Here is a 19651-nt window from a genome sequence, read left to right on the forward strand (position 1 = left end):
AAACGTCGGAGGAAGGCACTTGCAGGGCCACATCACCCCTTGACCTCAACCAAGCTTGAGTTCCTACGTTCCTTCCAGAGCCGCAGGAACTGACCAGCGGTGCCTTTTCAGGGAGGTTCGCAGTGACCGAGCACGCAACCCACATCGAGATCCCCGACCGCTACCGCTATGCCGTGATCCCGCACATCATGGTCGGCGACGCCGCCGCGGCGATCGATTTCTACCAGCGGGCGTTCGGCGCCCGTCAGGACTTCAGGATCGACGCTCCGGGCGGGGGGATTCTGCACGCGGAGATCACCATCGGACGGTCGACCCTGATGCTGGGCGACGCCGGCGTGGGCGAGGCGGAGGCCGCCTCCTTCGCCGCGCCGACCTCACTCGGCGGAGGTACGTCCGTCACGCTGCACGTCTTCGTGGCGGACGTCGACAGCCTGGCAGAGCGCGCGGAAGCCGCCGGCGCTGAGATCATCCAGCCGCCGAAGGACATGTTCCACGGTGACCGCACCGTCATCCTGAAGGACCCTTCCGGTCACATCTGGGTATTTCTGACCCACGTGGAAGACGTCTCGCAGGAGGAGCTTCTGCGCCGCCTGTCCGCCGCCGGGTGACTGGACCCCGCACGCACGGTGATCCGCGTCGTGGACGGGCCGGACGCCAAGCGTGCGGCACGCGCGCTGGATCTCGTTGCGGGTGAGTGGGATCAGCTCCGGGCCCTTCGCCGGCGGTTGCAGGGCGCAAGAGCCTTTGCCTGGACCGATTACCGCAGCCTGATCCGGGCCGCCCACCAGCGGCTCGGTGGCCCCATCGTGCTGGTCTGGGACAATCCCAATACTCATCTGACTCCCGGGATGAGGCAATTCATCTGTGGCGAGATCCGCTCCCGAGCCGGGTTGACCCTCGACCTTGTGCAGGGCCCAGAGTGCTGGGTGTGGAGAACGACATGCGCAGCATTGGCGAGATGGCCCGCGACAGCGGTCTGGGCGTGAGCACCCTGCGGTTCTACGACCGTGCCGGTGTGCTGGTCCCGGCCTGGGTGGATCCGGTGAGCGGTTACCGCTGGTACGAACCCGAGCAACTCGAAGAGGCACTGTTGCTGGCCCGCTTGCGCCGGGCCGGCATGCCACTGCCGGACATCAGGCTCGTGCTGGCCAGCTGGTCCGGCGCAGACACCGATCTGGTCCGAAAACTGCTCATGGCGCACCTGTGCCGCCTGGAACAGGGACTGTCCGATGCCCGCAGCGAGTTCTCCGCGCTCCGAGCACTACTCGATCACCGGGAGAATGCCATGACTTCGCTCCGCATCGCCACCGTCCGGCTGTCAAGCGCCGCACCCGAGCTGGCAGCCGCGCTGGACGCGGTCCGTTTCGCGGCGAGTACCGACCCTGAACTGCCGATGCTCGGCGGGGTCCTGTTCGACATCGAGGGCGAGAGACTCCACGTCGTGGCTACTGACCGCTACCGAATGGCTGTCGCGCAGGCCGGTATCGCCGGGCACGACGGGAGCCGAGTGCAGGTCATCGTGCCCACCCCGCTCGTCGACGCGATGCGGGCGCTGTTGGACGGCGAGGGACCAGTACGGCTGTCGGTCGACGGTGACCGCGTGACGCTGGAGGCGGAAGACAGGCAGGCAGCCGGTGCGTGCCTCGACCACGGCTTCCCCGACTACCGTCGTCTCCTCCCCCGGGCCACAGGGCGACGCGCCGTCGTCGAGGTGGCGGCCTTCCGGAAGGCCCTGGAGACCGGTCCTGTCCGTTCCGCTGAGGCCGGCGCGCCCGACCTCAGCGTGATCAGGGTCGAGGATGGCGGCACGGCTACCCTTTGCACAGACGGTGACGCAGACCCGAACCACGTCGCCGTCAACCGTGAGTACCTGCTGGACGCGCTGGCCGCCGGGGGCCGGGACCGACTGATTCTTGAGCTCGGCACCCCCACAGTGCCGATCGCGATCCGCCGGCCCGACGACGAGAGCACCTTCTCGATCCTGATGCCGGTCCGCCTGGAGGACTGACGGACCACTCACCGTGATCCGACTCGCCCGGACCAAGTCGGAGGCAGCCGGGTGCGGGTGCTCACGCGCCGAGTCGGCAGCCGAAGCCGTCGGCACAGCCGCCTGCGTCGGCTGCGAGGCCGCGGTGGACGTCCCCAGCGCCACCACGGACACACACGCGAGCACCCCGGCTACGACCTCGCCCCGCCGCCGAGGCGTGTTCACCCCGGCGGATAAGGAAGCAATCTTGCCCTTGTCTCGTGTACGGAACAACATGCTTACTCCACCCTGTCGTTGATCGGTGACCGATGCACCAGAAACGCTGGGGAGCAGCTGCCAACGTTCCTTTGACGGCCGCTGTGACGACGTGATGGAACCTAAATGGGTTGGTCGGACCGGCACCCACTGGTACCGTCTGGGCAGCCGTGAGAGAACGCGAGGAGGTGAGACCCATGAAGGCTGTATCGGTGTGGGTGCTCCCCCTTTTCGTCACGGTGGGCGGTTGACTTAGGTGTCGCCGGGAGCGCCTCGGACAAGGCACTCCCGAGAGGCAACACCTATGAACTTTGCGCATTCCACTCCGGGCACACCCAACCACGCGGTCGTGGTCACGCGGACTTCGGACATGCAGTGGGCCGCCGTGGAGGACGATCAGGCGATCGGCCGTGGCGACGCCTCACGTCGACCCGACGGGCGGCTCTTCATCAGTGTCGACGCGTGGCACGGCGCGGTCTTCGACCGCATCGCCGATGCGATGCTGGCGGACCTGAAGGCACCGCTCTACACCGTCGTCGACGAGGCCGACCACGACTCGAGGTCCGCCTGGGAGCGGGCCGGCTTCGCCGCTGTACGACGCGAGTGGGGCTATGACGTGACCACCGACCCACAGGTCACCGGGCTCGGTTCGGTTCGGCCCCCGTCGGGCGTGACGATCGTGCCCGCCGGTGAGGCGGAGGAACGCCCGCTGCGCGCCCTGGACCGCATCATCCGCGACGAGGTCGAAGCCGCCGTCGGATGGCAGACGATGCCGGCGGAGGTGCTGCCACGGCCGGCGGGTACCACCGTGGTCGATCCGTCCAAGTACGCGGTCGCGCGGCACTCCGACCAGTACGTGGGGCTCGTCCGGGTGGCACCGCTGACCCGGCAGCCACGGATCGGGCTGATCGCGGTCCGAGCCGACTGGCAACGCCACGGCATCGCCCGGGCGCTGCTGGCCCACGCTCTGGGTTCGCTGCACCGCTCCGGGACCACGTCGGCGTGGGCTGAGGTGAACGAGTCCAACGCGGCGGCTACCGCGCTCTTCGAGAGCATCGGTGCCCGGCGCGCAGCCGGCACCCTGGAGCTCGTCCGCAGCTGATGTTCCCTCATGTCGCGCAGAGCGACCGTGCCGAGCGCGCACCGCGTTCGTTTCCCACCGAATACACCGTCACAGAACAGGAGAAGTGAGAGACCATGACAAAAACATCAGGGGGTGTGGAAGTCGAAGGCACAGTCGTCGAATGCCTTCGCAATGCCACCTTCAAGGTGGAACTCGAGAACGGGCACACAGTGCTCGCTCACATCAGCGGGAAGATCCGGAAGAACTACATCAAGATCCTCCCCTACGACCGGGTGCTCGTGGAACTCAGCCCCTACGACCTGACCCGCGGACGGATCCGCTACAGGTACAGGGCGTAGCGGAAGGACCCTGCCGGGTCCACCCGGAGGGACGAGTCCGCGCTCCGCCCGGTCTTCACACCGGGTCGGCCCACTTCCGGGTCCGCCTCCGAACGCGCCCGTCCCGCAAGGGAACCGCAAGCCTCGGGTAGGACTGCCGACTTCGATGGTCGTGGCCGCAGACGGAGAGGGTGCCGGTGGCGGGGCGGACGATGCCGGTAGGCGAGCCGGCGCGGGCGGACTCCCGCCGCTGCGGGAAGCGGCGGGAGTCGCCGGTTGGGTCAGTCGTGGAACTGGTTCGCCGGGACCTGGAGCCCGTAGTGCTCGCGCAGGGTCGTGCCCTCGTACTCCTCGCGGAACAACCCCTTGCCCCGCAGGATCGGCAGTACGTGCTCGACGAAGGCCGCGAGGCCCGACGGCAGGGCGGGCGCCATGATGTTGAACCCGTCCGCGGCACCGCCCTCGAACCAGGCGATGATCGTGTCTGCGACCTGTTCGGGCGTGCCGACGAACTCGAAGTGGCCGCGCCCGCCACCGAGCCGGGAGATGATCTGCCGGACCGTCAGCCGCTCGCGCACCGCGAGATCGATGATGAGGTCGGAACGGCTCTGCGAGCCCTCCAGCTTGGGCCTGGCGAGGATGAAGTCCGGCAGGGGCGCGTCGAGTTCGAAGACCGTGGGCTCGGTCTCGAACACGGCGGCCAGCTGGCGCAGTCCATACTCCGGGACGCGCAGTTCGTCGAACTCCTGCGCAAGTGCCCGGGCCTCCTCCTCGGTCGACCCGATGTACGGGACGATGCCCGGCAGGACGATGACGCCCTCCGGGTCGCGCCCCGCAGTCCTGGTCCGCGCTTTGATGTCGGCGTAGAAAGCGGACGCGCGCTCATAGGTCGTGTGCGCGGTGAAGATCGCCTCGGCGTGACGGGCCGCGAAGTCCTTGCCGTCCTCGGAGGAGCCCGCCTGGACGAGCAGCGGGTAGCCCTGCGGCGGACGCTCGACGTTGAGCGGGCCGGCCACCTTGAAGTACCTGCCCTGGTGGCCGATCCGGTGCAGGCGCGCGGGGTCGGCGTAGCGGCCCGTGGTCCTGTCCGCCTCGACGGCCTCGGACTCCCAGCTGTCCCACAGCGCCTTGGCGATCTTCAGGAACTCGTCGGCGCGGGCGTAGCGCTCGGCGTGGTCGGGGCGGTCATCCAGGCCGAAGTTGGCCGCCTCGTCCGCCCCTGCCGAGGTGACGATGTTCCAGCCGGCGCGGCCACCGCTGACGTGGTCGACGGACGCGAGCCGGCGGGCGAGGTTGTACGGCTCGTTGTACGTCGACGATACGGTCGCGATGAGGCCGATCCTGCTGGTCGCCTGGGACAGCGCGGTCAGCAGTGTCAACGGCTCGAGCTGGCCCGGCGGCCGGAACTCGCCGGTGCCGATGAGAGCCGGGCCGTCCGCGAGGAACAGCGAGTCGAACTTGGCGCTCTCGGCCAGCTGTGCCAGCTCGATCCAGTGCCGCAGATCGAAGTCCGCCCGGGGATTGCTGTGCGGTAGCCGCCACGCTGCCTCGTGGTGGCCCGCCTCCATGAGGAAGGCGTTGAGATGGAGCTGTCGCCGTCTCGGGCTCATGGGTTCTCTCCTTTACGTTTCGAGGTGGACGGCGAGGCTCAGTCGACCTTGAGCTTCGAGCTGTCGTAGCCGGCCGGGAGCAGGTTGTCGGTGATCGACGCGACGTCGACCTTCTTGGTGATCTGCCCCGCCGCCAGAAAGGCGTCGGCGAGCTTCTGCTCCAGCGCGATGTCCGACTGCTCGACGGGAGTCACCCGGTTCGAGTAAGCAGCCAGGGACGTCTTGGCGTCGGCCAGCGGGATGCCTTGCTCCTGCGAGAGCGCCTGCGCGTACTTGTCGGGGTTCTTGACCGCCCAGGCAAATTCTCGCGAGAGCCTCTCCAGGACGTCCGTGAGAGCCGCGCGCTTGGCCTTGTCGTTCAGCGACGTGACGCTTGCGACGTAGTAGCTGCTCGTCTGGTCGATCGGCGGGAGACCCTTCACCAGGATCCGGGCGCCGTTCTTGACCGCGATCGCCGACTGCGGGTTCCAGATCGACCAGGCGTCCACCTTGCCGGTGTTGAACGCCGTGGCGGCGGCCGCCGGGTCGAGGAAGACCAGCTTCACGTCCTTGGGGGTGAGACCGACGCTCTTCAGTGCGTTCAGGGCCAGACCATGAGCCGAACTGCCCTGCGGAACAGCGATCCTTCTGCCCTTGAGGTCGGCGGCCGTCTTCAGCTGCGAGCCCTTCGGCACGATGATGTTCTCCACCGCCTGGTCGGGCGTGAGCGAGCGATTGACGGCGACGACCTTGAAGCCGTACTCCTTGGCGGCCCCGGTGATCGGCGGTACATCACCGACGCTGCCCAGGTCGATGTCGCCCGACGCGGCAGCCTGCACGAGCGGCGGGCCGTAGGTGAAGCGGGCGAACCTGACCTTGTAGGAGGCGTTGTCGAACACTCCGGTCAGCTTCGCCAGGGCCTGGCTGCCGTCACCGCCGTTGTCGCCGATGGTGAAGGTGTACTTGCTCCACTCGGGGTGCTTGGCGGTGCTCGCCGCGCCGGCGTTGCTCAGTGGTGCGGCGGTGTCCGACTCCGATCCGCAGGCGACGAGGGTGCCCGCCAGGGCGAGCAGGCCGACGGTGCCGATGACTTTGGTGGTTCTGGTACGCATGTCTGTCGTGCCTTCTGTGCTGGGTGAGGGTGTTCGGGCAGGTCAGTGCTGGCCGGCGAGGCCGAGGTCTTCCAGGAGGCGGGCGCGCAGTTCCTCGCGGGCGACACTCGCTTCGCGGTCCGTGGCTGAGAGGTGGACCTCGTGCGAGGTGCCGATACGGCCGTTGCTCATGACGACGATGCGGTCCCCCAGGGCGATCGCCTCGTCGACGTCGTGGGTGACGAGCAACATGGCGGCGTGGTGCTTGGTCCGCAGCCTGCGTACGAGGTCGTGCATGCGCAGTCGTGTGATGGCGTCGAGTGCGGCGAACGGCTCGTCCAGCAAGACGAGTTCGGGCTCCGAGACCAGTGCCCGCGCGAGCGACACCCGCTGGGCCTCGCCGCCGGAGAGCTCCTTGGGCCATGCCTTCTCACGGCCCGCGAGCCCGACCTCGGCGAGCACGTCGCGGGCCCGCTGTTCCGCGTCGGGTCCGTGCAGGCCGAGCGTGACGTTGCGCAGGACGCGCTGCCACGGCAGCAGCCGGTCGGCCTGGAAGACGATCGCCCGCTTCGCCGGGACCTCCACGCGCCCTCCGTCGGGCCGGTCCAGTCCGGCGAGCAGACGCAGGAGGGTGCTCTTGCCGCAGCCGGAGGGGCCGAGCAGGATCACCAACTCCTCGTCGGCGATGGCGAGGTCGAGCTGGTCGAGCACCACTCGGTCGCCGAACTGACGGACCACCTGCTCGACGACGACCCCGGTCCGCCGACCGGGCTCCGTCGCAATTGCGCTGCTCATGACGCCTCATAACTGGGTCGCCACCGCAGCAGCACCCGCTCGAGAACCCGGACGAACTGGTCGGCGAGCAGACCGAGGAGCGAGTAGATCACCAGCCCCACGAAGACCTGGTTGGTCTGCAGGTAGGTCTGCCCCTGAGTGATGAGAAAGCCGAGTCCCTTGTCGGCGTTGACCGTTTCGGCTGCGACGAGGCCCAGGACGCTGTACGCGAGAGAGGACCGGAGACCGACGAGGAACCCCGGCAGGGCCCCGGGCACCAGCACGCGCGTCACCAGGCGCCAGGTACCCGCGCCCGTTGCGCGTGCCATCTCGATCAGCCGCTGGTCGACGCCCCGGATCGCGGCGAACAGGTTGAGGTAGATCGGGACGCCGGCTCCGAAGGAGATCAGCAGCACCTTCGTGAGCTCGTCGATGCCGAACCACACGATCATCAGCGGCAGCACCGCAAGGAGGGGGATCGTGTTGAGCACCTGCACGACGCCGTTGAACAGGTACTCACCGCTGCGCAGCAGCCCGCCGAGCACACCGGTGACGATGCCTGCTGTCAGGCCGATCGCGAGACCGATGCCGGCCCGTTGCAGCGAGATGGCCAGATCCGGGCCGAGGACGCCCTGTTGCCACAGATCGGCGGCGGACTTCACGATCGCGGTCGGTGCCGGAGCGTAGGTCTTCGCCAGCACTCCGGCCCTGGCGAGGACCTCCCAGGCGATGAGGATCACGACCGGCGTCGTGTAGATGCCCAATGGCCAGCGCAGTCGCTCGCGGAGTGTGCTGATCGGCGTCCGGCGGCGGGCGTCGCGCGGCAGGAACACCTCGCGTTCCCGCGCGCCCGTCTTCTCGGCGTCGGGGCCCTTGGTGAGGGCCGGCGCCAGGATGCGTACCTCGGTCATGCCGCCACCGCCGGCGCGCCGCTGTAGTGCGAGGCGTCCCCGACGAGCTGCTCGCTGCGACGGCCGTCGGCACCGACCGGTGTGTCTCCCGCGACCGTCACCCGGTTGAGGCGGCGCGGGTGGTCGTCGTAGTTGTCCACTCCGTAGTGCTGGGTGATCCGGTTGTCGAAGATCAGCAGCTGGTTGGGGGACCAGGTCCAGCGCAGGATGTTCTCCGGGCGCGTCACGTACGACTGGAAGATGCGCAGCAGGTCGGCCGACTCGCTGCTCGACAGGCCGACGATCCGCTTGGCGAACCCGCCGATGAACAGCCCGCGTTCGCCTGTCAGCGGATGCACCCGCACGACCGGGTGCTCGGCCTCGTAGGGCGTCGCGACGAAGATCCGGTCGTACTCCTGCCGCTGCTGCGTCGTGGCGTCGGGGCGGGCGTAGTCGTACTGGTTGGTGTGCACGACGCGCAGCGAGTCCGCGAGGGACCGCAGCGGTTCGGGCAGGTCGCGGTAGGCAGCGCCGGCGTTCGCGACGAGCGTCTCGCCGCCGTAGGGCGTGGTCACGATGGACCTGAGCGTCGTGAGCTGCGGCGGGTTGACCACGAAGGTGACGTCCGTGTGCCACTCGTCGGCCTTGGACGTCTCGCTGTCGACGGCGAGCACGTGGGTCGTACCGTCGGCAGCCGGCACGTTCGGATGGGCGGTGGTGAGTTCGCCGAACCATCGGGCCACGCGTTCCTGACCGGCGTTGTCGAGGTCGACGTCGTCGAAGACGATCGCCTTGTGCTCGTTGAGCGCGTCACGGAGTGCCGTGACCGTCGAGGGATCGGGCGGCGCCGTGAGGTCGACGCCCTCGACGACCGCACCGACGCGGCCGGTGAGCTTACGGATGGACAGAGACATGGGGCGGTCCTTCTCGGGGGAAGCGGGCGCACCACCGGGTGCTGAGGGGTGGAGGGTGGGAGTGAACGATCGACAGGCGGGCCGATCACCGGGTATGCGGATGCGGTGCGGTCGCGGCGCAGGGGCGACCGACGGCTACGCGGACAGCACCCGAGGCAGATCGAGCCGCCGGTCGGACGGCGCTGACCCGCCGAACCTGATGGCACGCTGCTTGGTCGGCCCTAACCGGCTGACGGCTCGACTGTCTTCAGCGACCGCTCCGGCCTGCTCGAACAGCCTCCTTGCCCGTGCGATCCCCGGTTCCGCGGACACTTCTCCCCACAGCCGGGATGGAGAGATGTGCGGCGGAGCCGGAGAAAGAGGAGTTCAGGAGGCGGATACGGCGATCCCACAGAACAGCACCGCATTACGGGCGGCTTCGCACCGCCTGTGCCCGGCGCACCGTCGGTGCACACCGGCTGCTGCTGGGGACCACTTGCCGGATCAGCGACAACAAAACGCGCTGGAGACGTGCGCCAGATCGATGTGGCGCCGCCGAGTCAGGTCCACGCGCGGGTTCATGAAACGGGAGTTCAGCAGACGTCCACCACGTCGGTCAAGAACTTCCGGACAGGTCTTGCATTGCGGACAGGGAGAGCTGACGACGGGCCTCGCCGAGACGTATGACTTCCGGGCGATCGCCAAGTCGGCATTGGTCCACGAACACCTCCGGATCCGGTTGGTGCGTCCCCTTCGCCCATCACTGAACCGAGAGCGCCTCCGGCGAGCGGCGTCCCCTGGCACGAACCTCCTTCGTGGAGACCCGGGGCTCTCGGCTTCCAGCCCGACACAACGGTTGAGGTGGACACCGCGTGCGTGCATATGGGTTCAAGTCGAATGGCGGCCCTGAGGTCCTGGAGGAGATCCAGACGCCTACCCCGGTGCCAGGTCCGGACAGGTGCTGATCGAGGTCGCGTACGCCGGGGTGAACTTCGCCGAGGTGCAGCACCGGCGTGGCGAGTTCGGCGGGCCCGACGGCCACGGGCGGCTACGACGTGCCCGGCCTGGAGGTCTCCGGCAAGGTCGTCGCGCTCGGCACCGGGGCGAGAGGACCGGCTGTCGGCGAGCGTGTCGCCGCCTACCTTCCGGCTTTCGGCGGCGCCGAGTTCGCCGTGGCGGACAAGGACTTCGTCCGGCCGGTGGGCGCGCTCCCCTTGGCACACGCGGCGGGAGTGCCATGCGTGTGTCCGACGGCCTACGGGGTGCTGGCGGACGCAGGACGGCTGCGCGACGGCGAGACCGTGCTGATCCATGCCGCCGCGGGCGGAATCGGATCGGCCGCAGCTCGGATCGCACGCGCGCTCGGCGCGAACCTCGTCCTGGGCACAGTGGGCTCCGCCGAGAAGCGCGAACTGGCCGGCGCTCTTGGCTACGACGCGTTGTTCGACCGCGAAGGCTTCGCGGCCTCGATCTTGGAAGTAACCGGGGGACGCGGGGTCGACCTGGTGCTGGACCCGGTCGGCGGGCCGGTGCGGCGGGCGAGTCTGGAGGTGCTGGCCCCATTCGGCCGGGTCGTGGTCTACGGGGACTTCGGACGCCACGACGACTGGACGGCGGACGTCTGGGATCTGTGGAAGAACAGCCGCAGCGTCGCCGGGTACAACATCGGAACATGCCCGCTGGCACTCGCCGAGAACCGGCTCCAGGTGGCGATCGAAGCCGGCGAGCAGATCCCCCATCAGCGGAAGCCGGTCGCGCAGTGAGGGCTTCACCTTGCCCCGGATCACCTGGTACGGAGCCGCAGCCGGGCGCCGATACCGCTTTCGCCGGCCGACCAAGCCGCGGAACGAGACCGCCGATCACGTCCGACGCATGGTGTAGGCCGTGCGCATCGCTGCGGTGGTCCGGTACAGCACGCACTGGCGGAGTGGCCCTTCGGGCACGCTTGGATCCTCGAAGTCGTCGGCCGGGTCGCGGGTCATGCCGATACGGCGCATCACCGCCTGGGAACGAAGGTTGTTGACGGTTGTCGACGCAACCACTTCCGTCAGTCCCAGGGTCTCGAAGCCGAAAGCCAGGCAGGCCAGGGCAGCCTCGGTGGCGTAACCGTGGCCCCACACCGCACGCGCCAGTCGCCAACCGATGTCCACCCCCGCGAACGGCATGTCCTCGCCCACCTCGTCCAAGCCGACACGACCGATGAACTCGCCGGACTCCCGCGCTTCCAGCGCCCACCACCCAAAGCCCCGCTCGTCGAACGCGGCCTGCATCTCCGCCACCACGGCATCGCTTTGCTCACGCGTCAGCAACTCCCCCAGATGCTCTCGGACTTCGGGATCGGCGTTCATAGCCGCCCACGGTGCGAGGTCGGACTCCCGCCACCGGCGCAGGAGGAGACGGTCAGTACGCAGTTCGGGCATGCGGCTCAGCCAACCCGGTCGAGACCGGGGTGTCGATCGGTTATTTCGCGTCGCTTACCGGCTTCCTGACGGCCAGCGGAGCTCCAGTCTCCGGACCCGCTGCACACAGCCAGGTCGTCCATGACCGGGACGTCGACCGGGGCACCGTCGAGGCCATGCCGGCTCCGATGAACAAGGACGACCTCTCAGCGTGATGGAACAGATGAAGGACTGCGTGATCACTCCGATGAGTTCACCCTCTTCGAACGGTCTACCCAGCGACACGACCGTTCTCCACAGGAGTGCCATGTCCACCATCCAGCCAGTGATAGTGACCGCCGACCAGGACGTTCTGCTCGGCTTCTATACGAAACTGTTCGGCGCCGAGGAGATCTTCCGGGTACCGGCGGAAGGCCCGGCCTTCTACCTCGGCTTGCGCATCGGCGACACCGACCTCGGGCTGGTGGCCAAGACGGACCCGCTGACCGGGGCGGCACCGCGGATCCTGCTCAGCATCGGTGTCGAGGACGTCGACGAGACTCTCGGCCGGGTGGCGGCACTGGGCGGTTCGGTCCGCGGCGGCCCCAACGACATGCCGTGGGGACAGCGCGTCGCCCACATCCAGGACCCCGACGGCAACCCGTTGAACATCACCCAGCCGATCCCGGCCCGGTGATGCCGCTCCGAGGTGTTTGTACTGGTCGTGGGCCGCCTGAGGTGGAGATCAAATTCCTGTAGCGGCCCCGTCCGTCCCCTCGCCTCCAGCCGCTCCAGCCGTCGCTGCTGCCTCACCACCCACCGCCGCACCCGGTCAAGGTCAGGCACGCCGCCATGGCCCGCGTGCAGCCGCTCGGGTCCCAGGTCGAACATGCGCCGGAGACCGGCCCGGACGTGGAAAGGCGGCAGCGGCGCCAGCAGCCTGCCCAGCCTCCCGGTCGGCAGGTAGGGCTCGCGCACCCGGCCGCTGGTGTACTGGCCAAGATCGGCGGCACCGTGCTCGCCCGGGTCGATGTGGCAGCGCCCTGGGGCATCGAGTCTCCGAAGCTGCCGATCGCCGTCTTCCACACCGTCGTCGACGGCTCCTGCCGGCTGCGCCGCCCGGGGGCCCAGCCGATCCGGCTCGCCACTGGTGATCTGGTCCTGCTGCCCGTCGGCGCCGGCCACGTCATGTCCGGCGCACCGAGCCGGCCGGCGACCGCCTACGACGACCTCGTCGCCGCACACCCCGGACACCGGGAGTCGGAGGTCCATATCCCCGGCCCTGGGCCCCGTACCCAGATCATCTGCGGCGGCTACCGCTTCGACGGACGTGTCTCCCGCCCGCTGCTCACCCTCCCACCGGTGCTGGTCCTGCCCGCTGCCGCCGGCGAAGCACACGAGCGGAGCGAACTCGACGACACCCTCAGGATGCTCAGAGCCGAGCTTGCCGAGCCCCGGCCCGGTTCCCGGACGGTCGTCGACCGGCTGACCGACGTGCTGTTCGTCCACATCGTGCGTCGGTGGACCGCAGAGCAGGGCGATCACGGCGCCTCCTGGGTCCTGGGCCTGCGAGACCCGCAGGTGGCTGCCGCTATCTCACTCCTGCACGAGGGCCCGGCGCAGCCCTGGACCGTCGAGGAACTGGCACACCGGGTCGGCGTCTCCCGCGCCACGCTCTCCCGGCGCTTCACGGAACTTGTCGGCGAGCCACCACTGGCCTACCTCACCCGCCGGCGCCTGGAACTGGCCGGCCGACGCCTCCGTGACACCGCCGACGCGCTGCCGTCCGTGGCCAGGAGCGTTGGCTACACCTCGGTATCGGCGTTCTCCCGGGCCTTCACGCGTCAATGGGGAACACCGCCGAGCCGCCACCGCACCGACCATCACCTGCCATGAGCTTCAGCGCTCCGCCCGCAGTGAGGCCGGCTTGCCTGCCCGGACATCACCTAGTGAACGATGTGCGTGGCTGCCCCGTCCTCGGGGTTCCCGTACTTCGAGATCAACTGGGCATCGCTCATGCGGTCGACTTCTTCGCTTCGTTGGACGGGAAAGATCACGTGGGTGTCCTTGTCCGTCCAGTACTCGATGACGCGATGTGTGTCGGTGGCTCGGCTCATGCTGTGCTCCCTCGCTGCGCGTGGAGCTCAGGCTGCATCTGTGCAGGCCGAGGGTCAATGGGAGTAAGGGCTTCCGTTTCAGCAATCGGAGGAGTAGGTTCCGCTTACCCCGCGTCGGCGTCCTTGGGGACGCCGGCCCGCCGGTCCCGGGGCGGCGGGCCACGCGGGGGCTAAGCTCCACCCGCTCTGCCCAGACCAGCGGCAGACGGCGTGGCACGGCGGCTGCACCTGGCACGGCGCGCATCAGCGGCCCGTCAGCGGCCCGTCAGCGCCCCGTCAGTGATTCCTGCCAGTCTTTTCCACGCGAAGGCAACGGGGCACCACCCCGGGGCCAGGAGCGAGGAGAGGTGCCCGGAGTGGTTGATCGGGGACCAGTGAGCACGCCTCAAGGTCGGATCCTTCGGGGTCCACGCAGGTTCGAATCCTGCCCTCTCCGCCGGATGACCGGTCCAGCCGGCCGCGGTGCGTCCGAGAGAGGTGAGACCGAGATCGAAACAGCTGACGTCGAAGGCGAGATCCTCGGAATCATCCCTGCGGAGAACGCCCTCTAGTTCTCGCAGAACGATCGTCTCCTCGGGGTCTTCGGCAGCCTCTTCGTCATCACCCAGTACCTGCAGTTCACCCTGCACTACCGTCCGCTGACCGCGGGCCTGCCATGCTCGGGATGTGCACGGTCATGTTCATCGCGCCGGTGGCACCGAAGCTGGTGCAGCGGTTCGGGCTGGGACCGGTGTCCGCGCTCGGCCCGTTGATGGTCGCCGTGTCCATGGCGGTCCTGGCGTTCGGAGACTCCCCGTCGAGCCTGCGGATTCTCGTCTCGCTCGGAATCCTCGGCTTCGGTATCGGTTTCGGCGCCCCTACCTCGGTCGACTCGGTCGTAGGTGCTGGTCCGCCGGAGCAGTCGGGCGCGGGTTCGGCGGTCGCCGACGTCGCGATGAACCTCGGCGGAGCCCTGGGCATCGCCATCATGGGTGCCGCGGCGAGCACGACGTCGACGGGGGCGCTGAACGACGTGCCACCACCGATGATCGCCGGCGTGTGCGTGGCCGCATCCGGTTCGCTCGTCGTGGCCGTGATCCTTCCCCGCGGCCGCGTGCAGGCGGTGGCACCGGCCGGGGCCGAGCAGGCGAAGACGCCGCTCGTCGCCGACAAGGCTTGAGCCTCAGCCGCACGAAACCACGCAATGCCCCGTGCCTCGATCGTCGGCATCGAGGCACGGCGGATGGGAGCACGCCCCGGCTGCATTTCGCCGGGCTGTACCTTGCCGGGGCGGCCGGGGCAGGTCAGAGGCCGCCGGTGTTGAGCAGCCGGTTGGGAGTGTCGGAGCGGATGCCGCGCAGGACACCGCGGGTGGCCGCGTGGTCGAGCCAGACGTGGACCTCGTTGGCCGTGGCGTGGGGGTGTGCCGACAGGTACAACGCGATCACTCCTGTCGCATGCGGCGCGGCCCAGGACGTCGCGCCGTCGGTCTCCGTGGTCGTGCCGCCGCCCGCAAGGGCGGCGGTCACCTTCTGCCCGGGGGCGTACAGGTCCACGCACCGTCCGTAGCCCGATCCGTAGGAGTCGGTGTCGCTCCACGCGCGGTCGTTCGAGGTGGAGGCCGCCACGACGATCGTGCCGGGGACGCCGGCCGGGGAGTGTTTGCAGGCGTCGTCATGGAAGTTACCGGCCGACACCACCGTCGGGATCCCCGCGCCGACCATCTTCTTCACGGCGGACTCCACGGCCGCCGACCGGTGGTCGAAGTTGAGGGACATGTTGACCACCGCAGGCTTCTGCGCGTGCGCGGTGACCCAATTGACCGACTTCACCACGGCCGCCTCGGCCGCCGCCGGGGAGCCACCGCCCTCGCTCTCGCACAGGACACCCTGGACCCGTACGAGGTCCGCCTTGGGCGCCACCCCGTACTTCGCCCCGCCGATGATGCCCGCGACGAACGTGCCGTGGCCCATCCCGGCCTCGTTGAAGCAGTCACCGGAGTCCTTCGGGCCCACGAAGTCGGCGCCGAGGTGGGCGCGTCCGCCGAACTCCTTGTGGGCGATGTCCATTCCGGTGTCGATCACGTAGACGTGCACGCCCTTGCCCGTGGCGGTGGTGGTGAGTTTCCCGTTCAGCGGCCGCGACCGCTGGTCCAGGATGTCCAGGTTCCACGGCACGTGCCGGGTGATGGGAGACACGCCGGTCTGCGCGGTCTGGGACAACTTCCCCACGCTGCCGAGAGAGTTCGGCGCCGAACCGGACGGCGCGGCGTCCCCGGAGAGTGCGACGGACTCCCCCTTCACGTGCCCGGGGAGCTTCCCACCACTCCCCCCGGCCGCCGCGCCGGCTTCCCCACCGCAGGCCGTAACCCCGAGCACCGTCGCCATGGCCACCACCAGGAGACCGGTCTTCCTCACGTTCCGCGTCACAACGCCCCCCACATCCCTGCTTCGTACACAATCAGCGCACAAGACGAGCACAGGGGGCGGGCGGTTCCAGCGGGGCGTGCCGATGGGTCGGCTCATGCACTCACCGGAAACCTGTGCGAGGGATTCTTCGACCGGATCGGACGACTGGTGGCTGCCCGTGAACGGTGGTTCGACTCCGCCGGTCGACAAGGGCGGGAGCGGAACCGAGGTCGCGTGCACATATCACCGGAGCCACCGGCACGATGGTGGGGGGACACGAGACCGGAACTGTCTGCTGACATGCTGACAACTACCCTCAGCAACAGATCAGTTCAGGTGCGACCGAGGAGTATCGGGTCTGGCCCGCCGGCGAGGCTGCAGTGAAGTGGGAGCGCGAGCAGTGGGCGATCTTCACCAGGTGGAACGCGATCGACGCCCGCTATGACGAACTGGCCGTGCTGTTGGCGGCGCACTGTGGCATCCGAGCAGATGAAGCCACCATTTCCCGGTCTGGAAGCGCGGCAAGAAGTTTGTGACGGTCACTTGCACCGCTCTTTATGCAGACCTCGCCGAAGTACTGACTGCCGCTGTTGTCCGAGGCGGGGCGATGTCGGTCTGCTGGAGTTCCGCCAGGAGCTGGTTCCGCCCGGCCAGAAGCTCGGTCAGGATGCGGCGGGCCGAGCGCAGGAGTTCGGCCACGTCGCCGCCGGCGAGTTCGTACTTGACGGTGGATCCCTCTCGCGTGGATACGACGATGCCTGCACGACGCAGGACCGCCAGCTGCTGCGAGAGACTCGAAGGCTCGATTTCGATGTCGGCGAGCAGGTCCCGCACCGGGACCGGGCCGTGCTGCAGCAGTTCCAGGACCCTGATTCGCGCCGGGTGTCCGAGCATTCGGAAGAACTCTGCCTTGGCTTGGTAGAGAGGGACCTGCATAGCACGCTTCCTGCCTGTCGAGGTGTCTTCTCGTGTCGCGGTGGCGCCCTGAGGACGCCACCGCGATCCGTGTCGTGCCTGGTCATTCTTCTCGGTCCGGACTCCCCTCGTTCATGAGTTGTCATCCTCTCCATGTGATGGCTTGAAGAAGTTTTCAACTCATGGGCGCATGTCAGCCCGGTCCTTTGGGGGCGGCCTAGACCTCGAGTTGCTCTTCGATCCGCTTGAGCTGATGGCGGGCCATGGCCAGGTTCGAGCGGTCCTTGTCGATGACGACGTAGACGAACAGGCCGTTGCCGCTGCGGCCGGTCACCAGCCGGATGATGTGGTACTGCCCCTCCAGCGTGATCAGGATGTCCTCGATCTGGCTCTTGAGGCCCAGATGCTCCATCGTGCGAACCTTGGCGCGGATCACGTCCGTGTTCCCGGCCGCGGCGACCGTCAGGTCCAGGTCTCGGCCACCGCCCAAGGTACCGAGGGCCATGCCGCTGGTGTAGTCGACGACGGCCGCCCCCTGTGCCCCCTCGATCCCGGTCATCATTTCCTTCAGGGCCACTTCCACACTCGCCATCGGCGCTTCCCCTTGGTTGTCGGTTGCGGCGGGCTCCGGTTCCTCACCCGCCCGCAACCGCACCGTAAGCGCGCCGGCACAGCGAGCGATAAGTCTGCCCGAAAGCGACCCAAGATGATCGGACAGCCACCCAATGCGCTTGTCGGATGATCGGAAGTGATGAGCTGTTCGGAGCCTGAGGAGGACGGAGGAGTGGCGAAGTCGGTGGCAGGATGGCGGCATGGTGACGAATCAGCCGTGGGCCGGGCTTCACGGTGATCTGCAAACGGCAAAGGCGCTGGTCTACGACGCCAGTGAGTTCGCTTGCTCGCTGCCGGTGCCGGAACTCGAAAGCGCCGAGTACGCAGCCTGCGCGTTCACTCTCGATGGCCGCTCGATCCGGTTTCGCGTGGCCAAGACCACCCCGACGAAAGTCGGCCAGTTCGTCACCGTGTGGCAGCGGTCCGAGAAAGGGCCGATCCGCCCCTTCGACACCGACGACAACGTGGACCTCTTCGTCATCAGCAGCCGCCACGAGGACGGCTTCGGACAGTTCGTGTTCCCTGGCGAGGTGCTGTGCGAACACGGCATCGTCTCCCGCGCCGGCGCGGGCGGGAAGCGCGGCTTCCGCGTGTACCCGCCGTGGGTGACCACGACCAGCCGACAGGCCCGCATCACGCAGGCATGGCAGGTGAACTACTTTCTCCACCTCGACCAGGACGGACCCGCCGACCTGACCCGCGCCCAAGGCCTCTACCACCCGCTCCCGCATCAGCAGTAGGGGCGGACAGAGGTGATACGTCCCTGAACGGGCGGCCACCGCGTTCGGACACTGGGAACACGAGCACTCGCTGTTCCCCCGCGGCCCAACCCTCCCCCCTCCCCGGCTCCACAAAGCCCCCACCCGGAGACCGGCTGCTCACGCTTCTTCCCCGTCCCGACCATCGGCACCGGTTCCGGCGCCGAGGCACCATCGCGCCGCGGCCTCAAGTTGCGGCAAGGTCAGCCCGGTCTCCCGGACCAGCTGTTCATTGCTCAGCCCCATGCGGTGCTGCTGCATCGCCCGATCGATCTTCGCCACCCACAGTTCCTCTGTGACGTAGGGCCGCTCGCCGTACTGCCGCTGGAGCTCGGCCAGGTGATCCGCGCAACAGACGGTCACGGTGCGCATGCCGTCCTGCCGGGGGTCAAACGGGTGAGCGAACGACGAGTCCTTCACCTGCTCGTTCACGGCTTGCTCAGGGGCGATGGATGCCCGGCAAAGGTCGCAGAACGCACGAGGCGCAGACACACCTCCGAGACCGTCGTCCACCACTGACTCCTCCGGCGGCTTCATGGACAACCTGCCGAGAGTCACACACGGGTTGAACCCCCGAGGAGCTGCTCGACCGGTACCTCTTCGATGCCGGCGCCGGCGGTCCGGCAGAACCGGGTACCGACGGGCCGTGCACCCTGAACGTCTCTCTTTCTCCTCATGCCTCGTCCGGTGAAGACGCCGTTCGGTCGCCTGCACCTTCCTCCCGGACGGACTGCTGCCCTGGCATCCCATCGGAACCTGCACGGTCGGAGCGAAGCGAGGCCACGGCCGCGCACACCGCCTGCTGGACGGCGTCGGACATCGGCCGGCCCCGAACCGCAGTCACCAATTCCTCAGCGACCACGGCGAGTTCGGCGTCCGTGTAGTGGGAGGCCGTGACCAGCGCCCGCCACGCCTCCCCGGCACTGAGGCTGTACGTCGCCATCAGCACCCCGATGGCCTGATCGATCACGGGGCGCGTGTGCACGGGCCGACGAAGCTGAACGACCTCGCGCGGGTCATCGTCACCGAACGGGCCATCCTCCGCGGGTGTTGCTGTCGGCACGCCGGGGACGCATGCCGGATGGTCCGGGGCTCGCTGCCGAAGCGTGAACAGCGGCCAAGTACCTGTGACGCCCAGCAGGCGCTGCACCAGGGGGCTGGCAGCATGGATGGTCACCGTTTTGCCCGCCGCCAGCGCCCGGTGCCGTGCGGCCAGGAAGCAGCTCAAGCCGGAGCAGTCGCAGAAGGCTGTCCCGCTCAGGTCGAGATCCACACCGTGGGTGCTGCGCTCCACGGCGTCCTGCAGCGCGGCTTCGAGTGCCGTCTGCACGCTGATGTCGATCTCGCCGCGAATCGTCACACGGACGCGCCCCCCGCGGGGCGACACGTCGATCAGGAGATTCTGCGGCGCTGCACCGGCCACGGCAGAGCAGCTCCTCACTGGTGATCCGCTCACCATCTCAGCCCCCCTGGCCCGCTGCCTGGGAAGGTTCAGCTCCCACATGGCCGCCTCCTGCACCGGCGCCCACTGTCTCCGTATTCAGGTTCGGCTCACCGTCCTAGCCTGTCAAGGAATACGGGAAATTTATTTCACCCTTTTGGAT

Annotated in this window: 21 protein-coding genes and 1 pseudogene; 10 read left to right on the top strand and 12 right to left on the bottom strand. The window is 68.4% G+C overall.

The window, feature by feature from the left end; genetic code table 11:
- Window positions 1–188 precede the first annotated feature (188 nt).
- From FB157_RS30730 to infA, 4 genes are all read left to right on the top strand, one after another.
- A complete protein-coding gene (locus FB157_RS30730) occupies window positions 189–608 on the top strand; it encodes a VOC family protein (RefSeq protein WP_145884041.1) in 420 nt (139 codons plus the stop codon).
- Between the two features lie 332 nt (window positions 609–940).
- Window positions 941–2008, top strand: a complete 1068-nt coding sequence (locus tag FB157_RS30740) for a MerR family transcriptional regulator (RefSeq protein WP_145883922.1) — start codon at window positions 941–943, stop codon at window positions 2006–2008.
- A 538-nt stretch (window positions 2009–2546) separates the two neighbouring features.
- The gene (locus FB157_RS30745; protein WP_145883923.1) at window positions 2547–3344 is read left to right on the top strand and encodes a GNAT family N-acetyltransferase; all 798 of its coding nucleotides are present in this window, start codon (window positions 2547–2549) and stop codon (window positions 3342–3344) included.
- 95 nt (window positions 3345–3439) lie between these two features.
- Window positions 3440–3664 carry a translation initiation factor IF-1 gene (gene infA, locus FB157_RS30750; protein ID WP_145883924.1) on the top strand — a complete coding sequence of 75 codons (225 nt, stop codon included), beginning with the start codon at window positions 3440–3442 and terminating at the stop codon, window positions 3662–3664.
- Between the two features lie 260 nt (window positions 3665–3924).
- Here the strand turns inward: infA and FB157_RS30755 are convergent, their stop codons facing one another.
- Genes FB157_RS30755 through FB157_RS30775 form a run of 5 tightly spaced genes read right to left on the bottom strand, consistent with a single transcriptional unit; the run spans window position 3925 to window position 8901 of the window.
- On the bottom strand, window positions 3925–5253 hold the full coding sequence (locus FB157_RS30755; protein WP_145883925.1) for an LLM class flavin-dependent oxidoreductase: 1329 nt from the start codon (window positions 5251–5253) through the stop codon (window positions 3925–3927).
- A 38-nt stretch (window positions 5254–5291) separates the two neighbouring features.
- Window positions 5292–6344 carry an aliphatic sulfonate ABC transporter substrate-binding protein gene (locus FB157_RS30760; RefSeq protein ID WP_145883926.1) on the bottom strand — a complete coding sequence of 351 codons (1053 nt, stop codon included), beginning with the start codon at window positions 6342–6344 and terminating at the stop codon, window positions 5292–5294.
- A gap of 42 nt (window positions 6345–6386) precedes the next feature.
- Complete coding sequence (locus FB157_RS30765; protein ID WP_145883927.1) at window positions 6387–7118, bottom strand: ABC transporter ATP-binding protein; 732 nt, start codon at window positions 7116–7118, stop codon at window positions 6387–6389.
- Window positions 7115–8008, bottom strand: a complete 894-nt coding sequence (locus tag FB157_RS30770) for an ABC transporter permease (RefSeq protein WP_145883928.1) — start codon at window positions 8006–8008, stop codon at window positions 7115–7117. Before FB157_RS30770 ends, FB157_RS30765 begins: the two co-directional genes overlap by 4 nt.
- Complete coding sequence (locus tag FB157_RS30775; RefSeq protein ID WP_145883929.1) at window positions 8005–8901, bottom strand: TauD/TfdA family dioxygenase; 897 nt, start codon at window positions 8899–8901, stop codon at window positions 8005–8007. The genes FB157_RS30770 and FB157_RS30775 overlap by 4 nt, the downstream gene beginning before the upstream one ends.
- A 992-nt stretch (window positions 8902–9893) precedes the next feature.
- Between FB157_RS30775 and FB157_RS30780 the strand changes: the two genes are divergently transcribed.
- Window positions 9894–10643, top strand: coding sequence for a zinc-binding dehydrogenase (locus tag FB157_RS30780; protein ID WP_145883930.1), 750 nt, complete (start codon window positions 9894–9896; stop codon window positions 10641–10643).
- A 96-nt stretch (window positions 10644–10739) separates the two neighbouring features.
- On the opposite strand, the gene FB157_RS30785 is transcribed toward FB157_RS30780, so the two are convergent.
- A complete protein-coding gene (locus tag FB157_RS30785) occupies window positions 10740–11300 on the bottom strand; it encodes a GNAT family N-acetyltransferase (protein ID WP_145883931.1) in 561 nt (186 codons plus the stop codon).
- A 286-nt stretch (window positions 11301–11586) separates the two neighbouring features.
- On the opposite strand from FB157_RS30785, the gene FB157_RS30790 reads away from it, so the two are divergent.
- Together FB157_RS30790 and FB157_RS30795 are read left to right on the top strand one after the other, a co-directional pair.
- Window positions 11587–11955 carry a VOC family protein gene (locus FB157_RS30790; RefSeq protein WP_145883932.1) on the top strand — a complete coding sequence of 123 codons (369 nt, stop codon included), beginning with the start codon at window positions 11587–11589 and terminating at the stop codon, window positions 11953–11955.
- Window positions 11956–12110: 155 nt separating this feature from the next.
- The gene (locus tag FB157_RS30795) at window positions 12111–13154 is read left to right on the top strand and encodes an AraC family transcriptional regulator (protein ID WP_145883933.1); all 1044 of its coding nucleotides are present in this window, start codon (window positions 12111–12113) and stop codon (window positions 13152–13154) included.
- Window positions 13155–13204: 50 nt separating this feature from the next.
- On the opposite strand, the gene FB157_RS47570 is transcribed toward FB157_RS30795, so the two are convergent.
- Window positions 13205–13375 (bottom strand): hypothetical protein, encoded by a 171-nt coding sequence (locus FB157_RS47570; RefSeq protein ID WP_186581769.1) that lies wholly within the window; start codon window positions 13373–13375, stop codon window positions 13205–13207.
- Window positions 13376–13716: 341 nt separating this feature from the next.
- Between FB157_RS47570 and FB157_RS47575 the strand changes: the two are divergent.
- Window positions 13717–13811, top strand: a pseudogene (locus FB157_RS47575).
- A 228-nt stretch (window positions 13812–14039) separates the two neighbouring features.
- Window positions 14040–14534 (top strand): MFS transporter, encoded by a 495-nt coding sequence (locus FB157_RS30800; RefSeq protein WP_145883934.1) that lies wholly within the window; start codon window positions 14040–14042, stop codon window positions 14532–14534.
- Between the two features lie 124 nt (window positions 14535–14658).
- On the opposite strand, the gene FB157_RS30805 is transcribed toward FB157_RS30800, so the two are convergent.
- The 3 genes from FB157_RS30805 to FB157_RS30815 all read right to left on the bottom strand — a co-directional run bounded on the left by FB157_RS30805 (window position 14659) and on the right by FB157_RS30815 (window position 17269).
- Window positions 14659–15783, bottom strand: a complete 1125-nt coding sequence (locus tag FB157_RS30805; protein ID WP_261386640.1) for a S8 family peptidase — start codon at window positions 15781–15783, stop codon at window positions 14659–14661.
- Between the two features lie 534 nt (window positions 15784–16317).
- A complete protein-coding gene (locus tag FB157_RS30810) occupies window positions 16318–16698 on the bottom strand; it encodes a helix-turn-helix transcriptional regulator (protein ID WP_145883936.1) in 381 nt (126 codons plus the stop codon).
- A gap of 196 nt (window positions 16699–16894) precedes the next feature.
- On the bottom strand, window positions 16895–17269 hold the full coding sequence (locus FB157_RS30815) for a hypothetical protein (RefSeq protein ID WP_145883937.1): 375 nt from the start codon (window positions 17267–17269) through the stop codon (window positions 16895–16897).
- Between the two features lie 220 nt (window positions 17270–17489).
- Between FB157_RS30815 and FB157_RS30820 the strand changes: the two genes are divergently transcribed.
- Entirely contained in the window at window positions 17490–18029 is a 540-nt protein-coding gene (locus tag FB157_RS30820; protein WP_145883938.1) for a MepB family protein, read from the top strand.
- 138 nt (window positions 18030–18167) lie between these two features.
- Here the strand turns inward: FB157_RS30820 and FB157_RS30825 are convergent, their stop codons facing one another.
- Both FB157_RS30825 and FB157_RS30830 read right to left on the bottom strand, forming a co-directional pair.
- Complete coding sequence (locus FB157_RS30825) at window positions 18168–18560, bottom strand: hypothetical protein (RefSeq protein WP_145883939.1); 393 nt, start codon at window positions 18558–18560, stop codon at window positions 18168–18170.
- Between the two features lie 160 nt (window positions 18561–18720).
- The gene (locus FB157_RS30830) at window positions 18721–19470 is read right to left on the bottom strand and encodes an STAS domain-containing protein (RefSeq protein WP_186581770.1); all 750 of its coding nucleotides are present in this window, start codon (window positions 19468–19470) and stop codon (window positions 18721–18723) included.
- Window positions 19471–19651: the final 181 nt, after the last annotated feature.

It is taken from the genome of Streptomyces sp. BK340 (assembly GCF_007827595.1).
GTDB lineage: Bacteria > Actinomycetota > Actinomycetes > Streptomycetales > Streptomycetaceae > Streptomyces.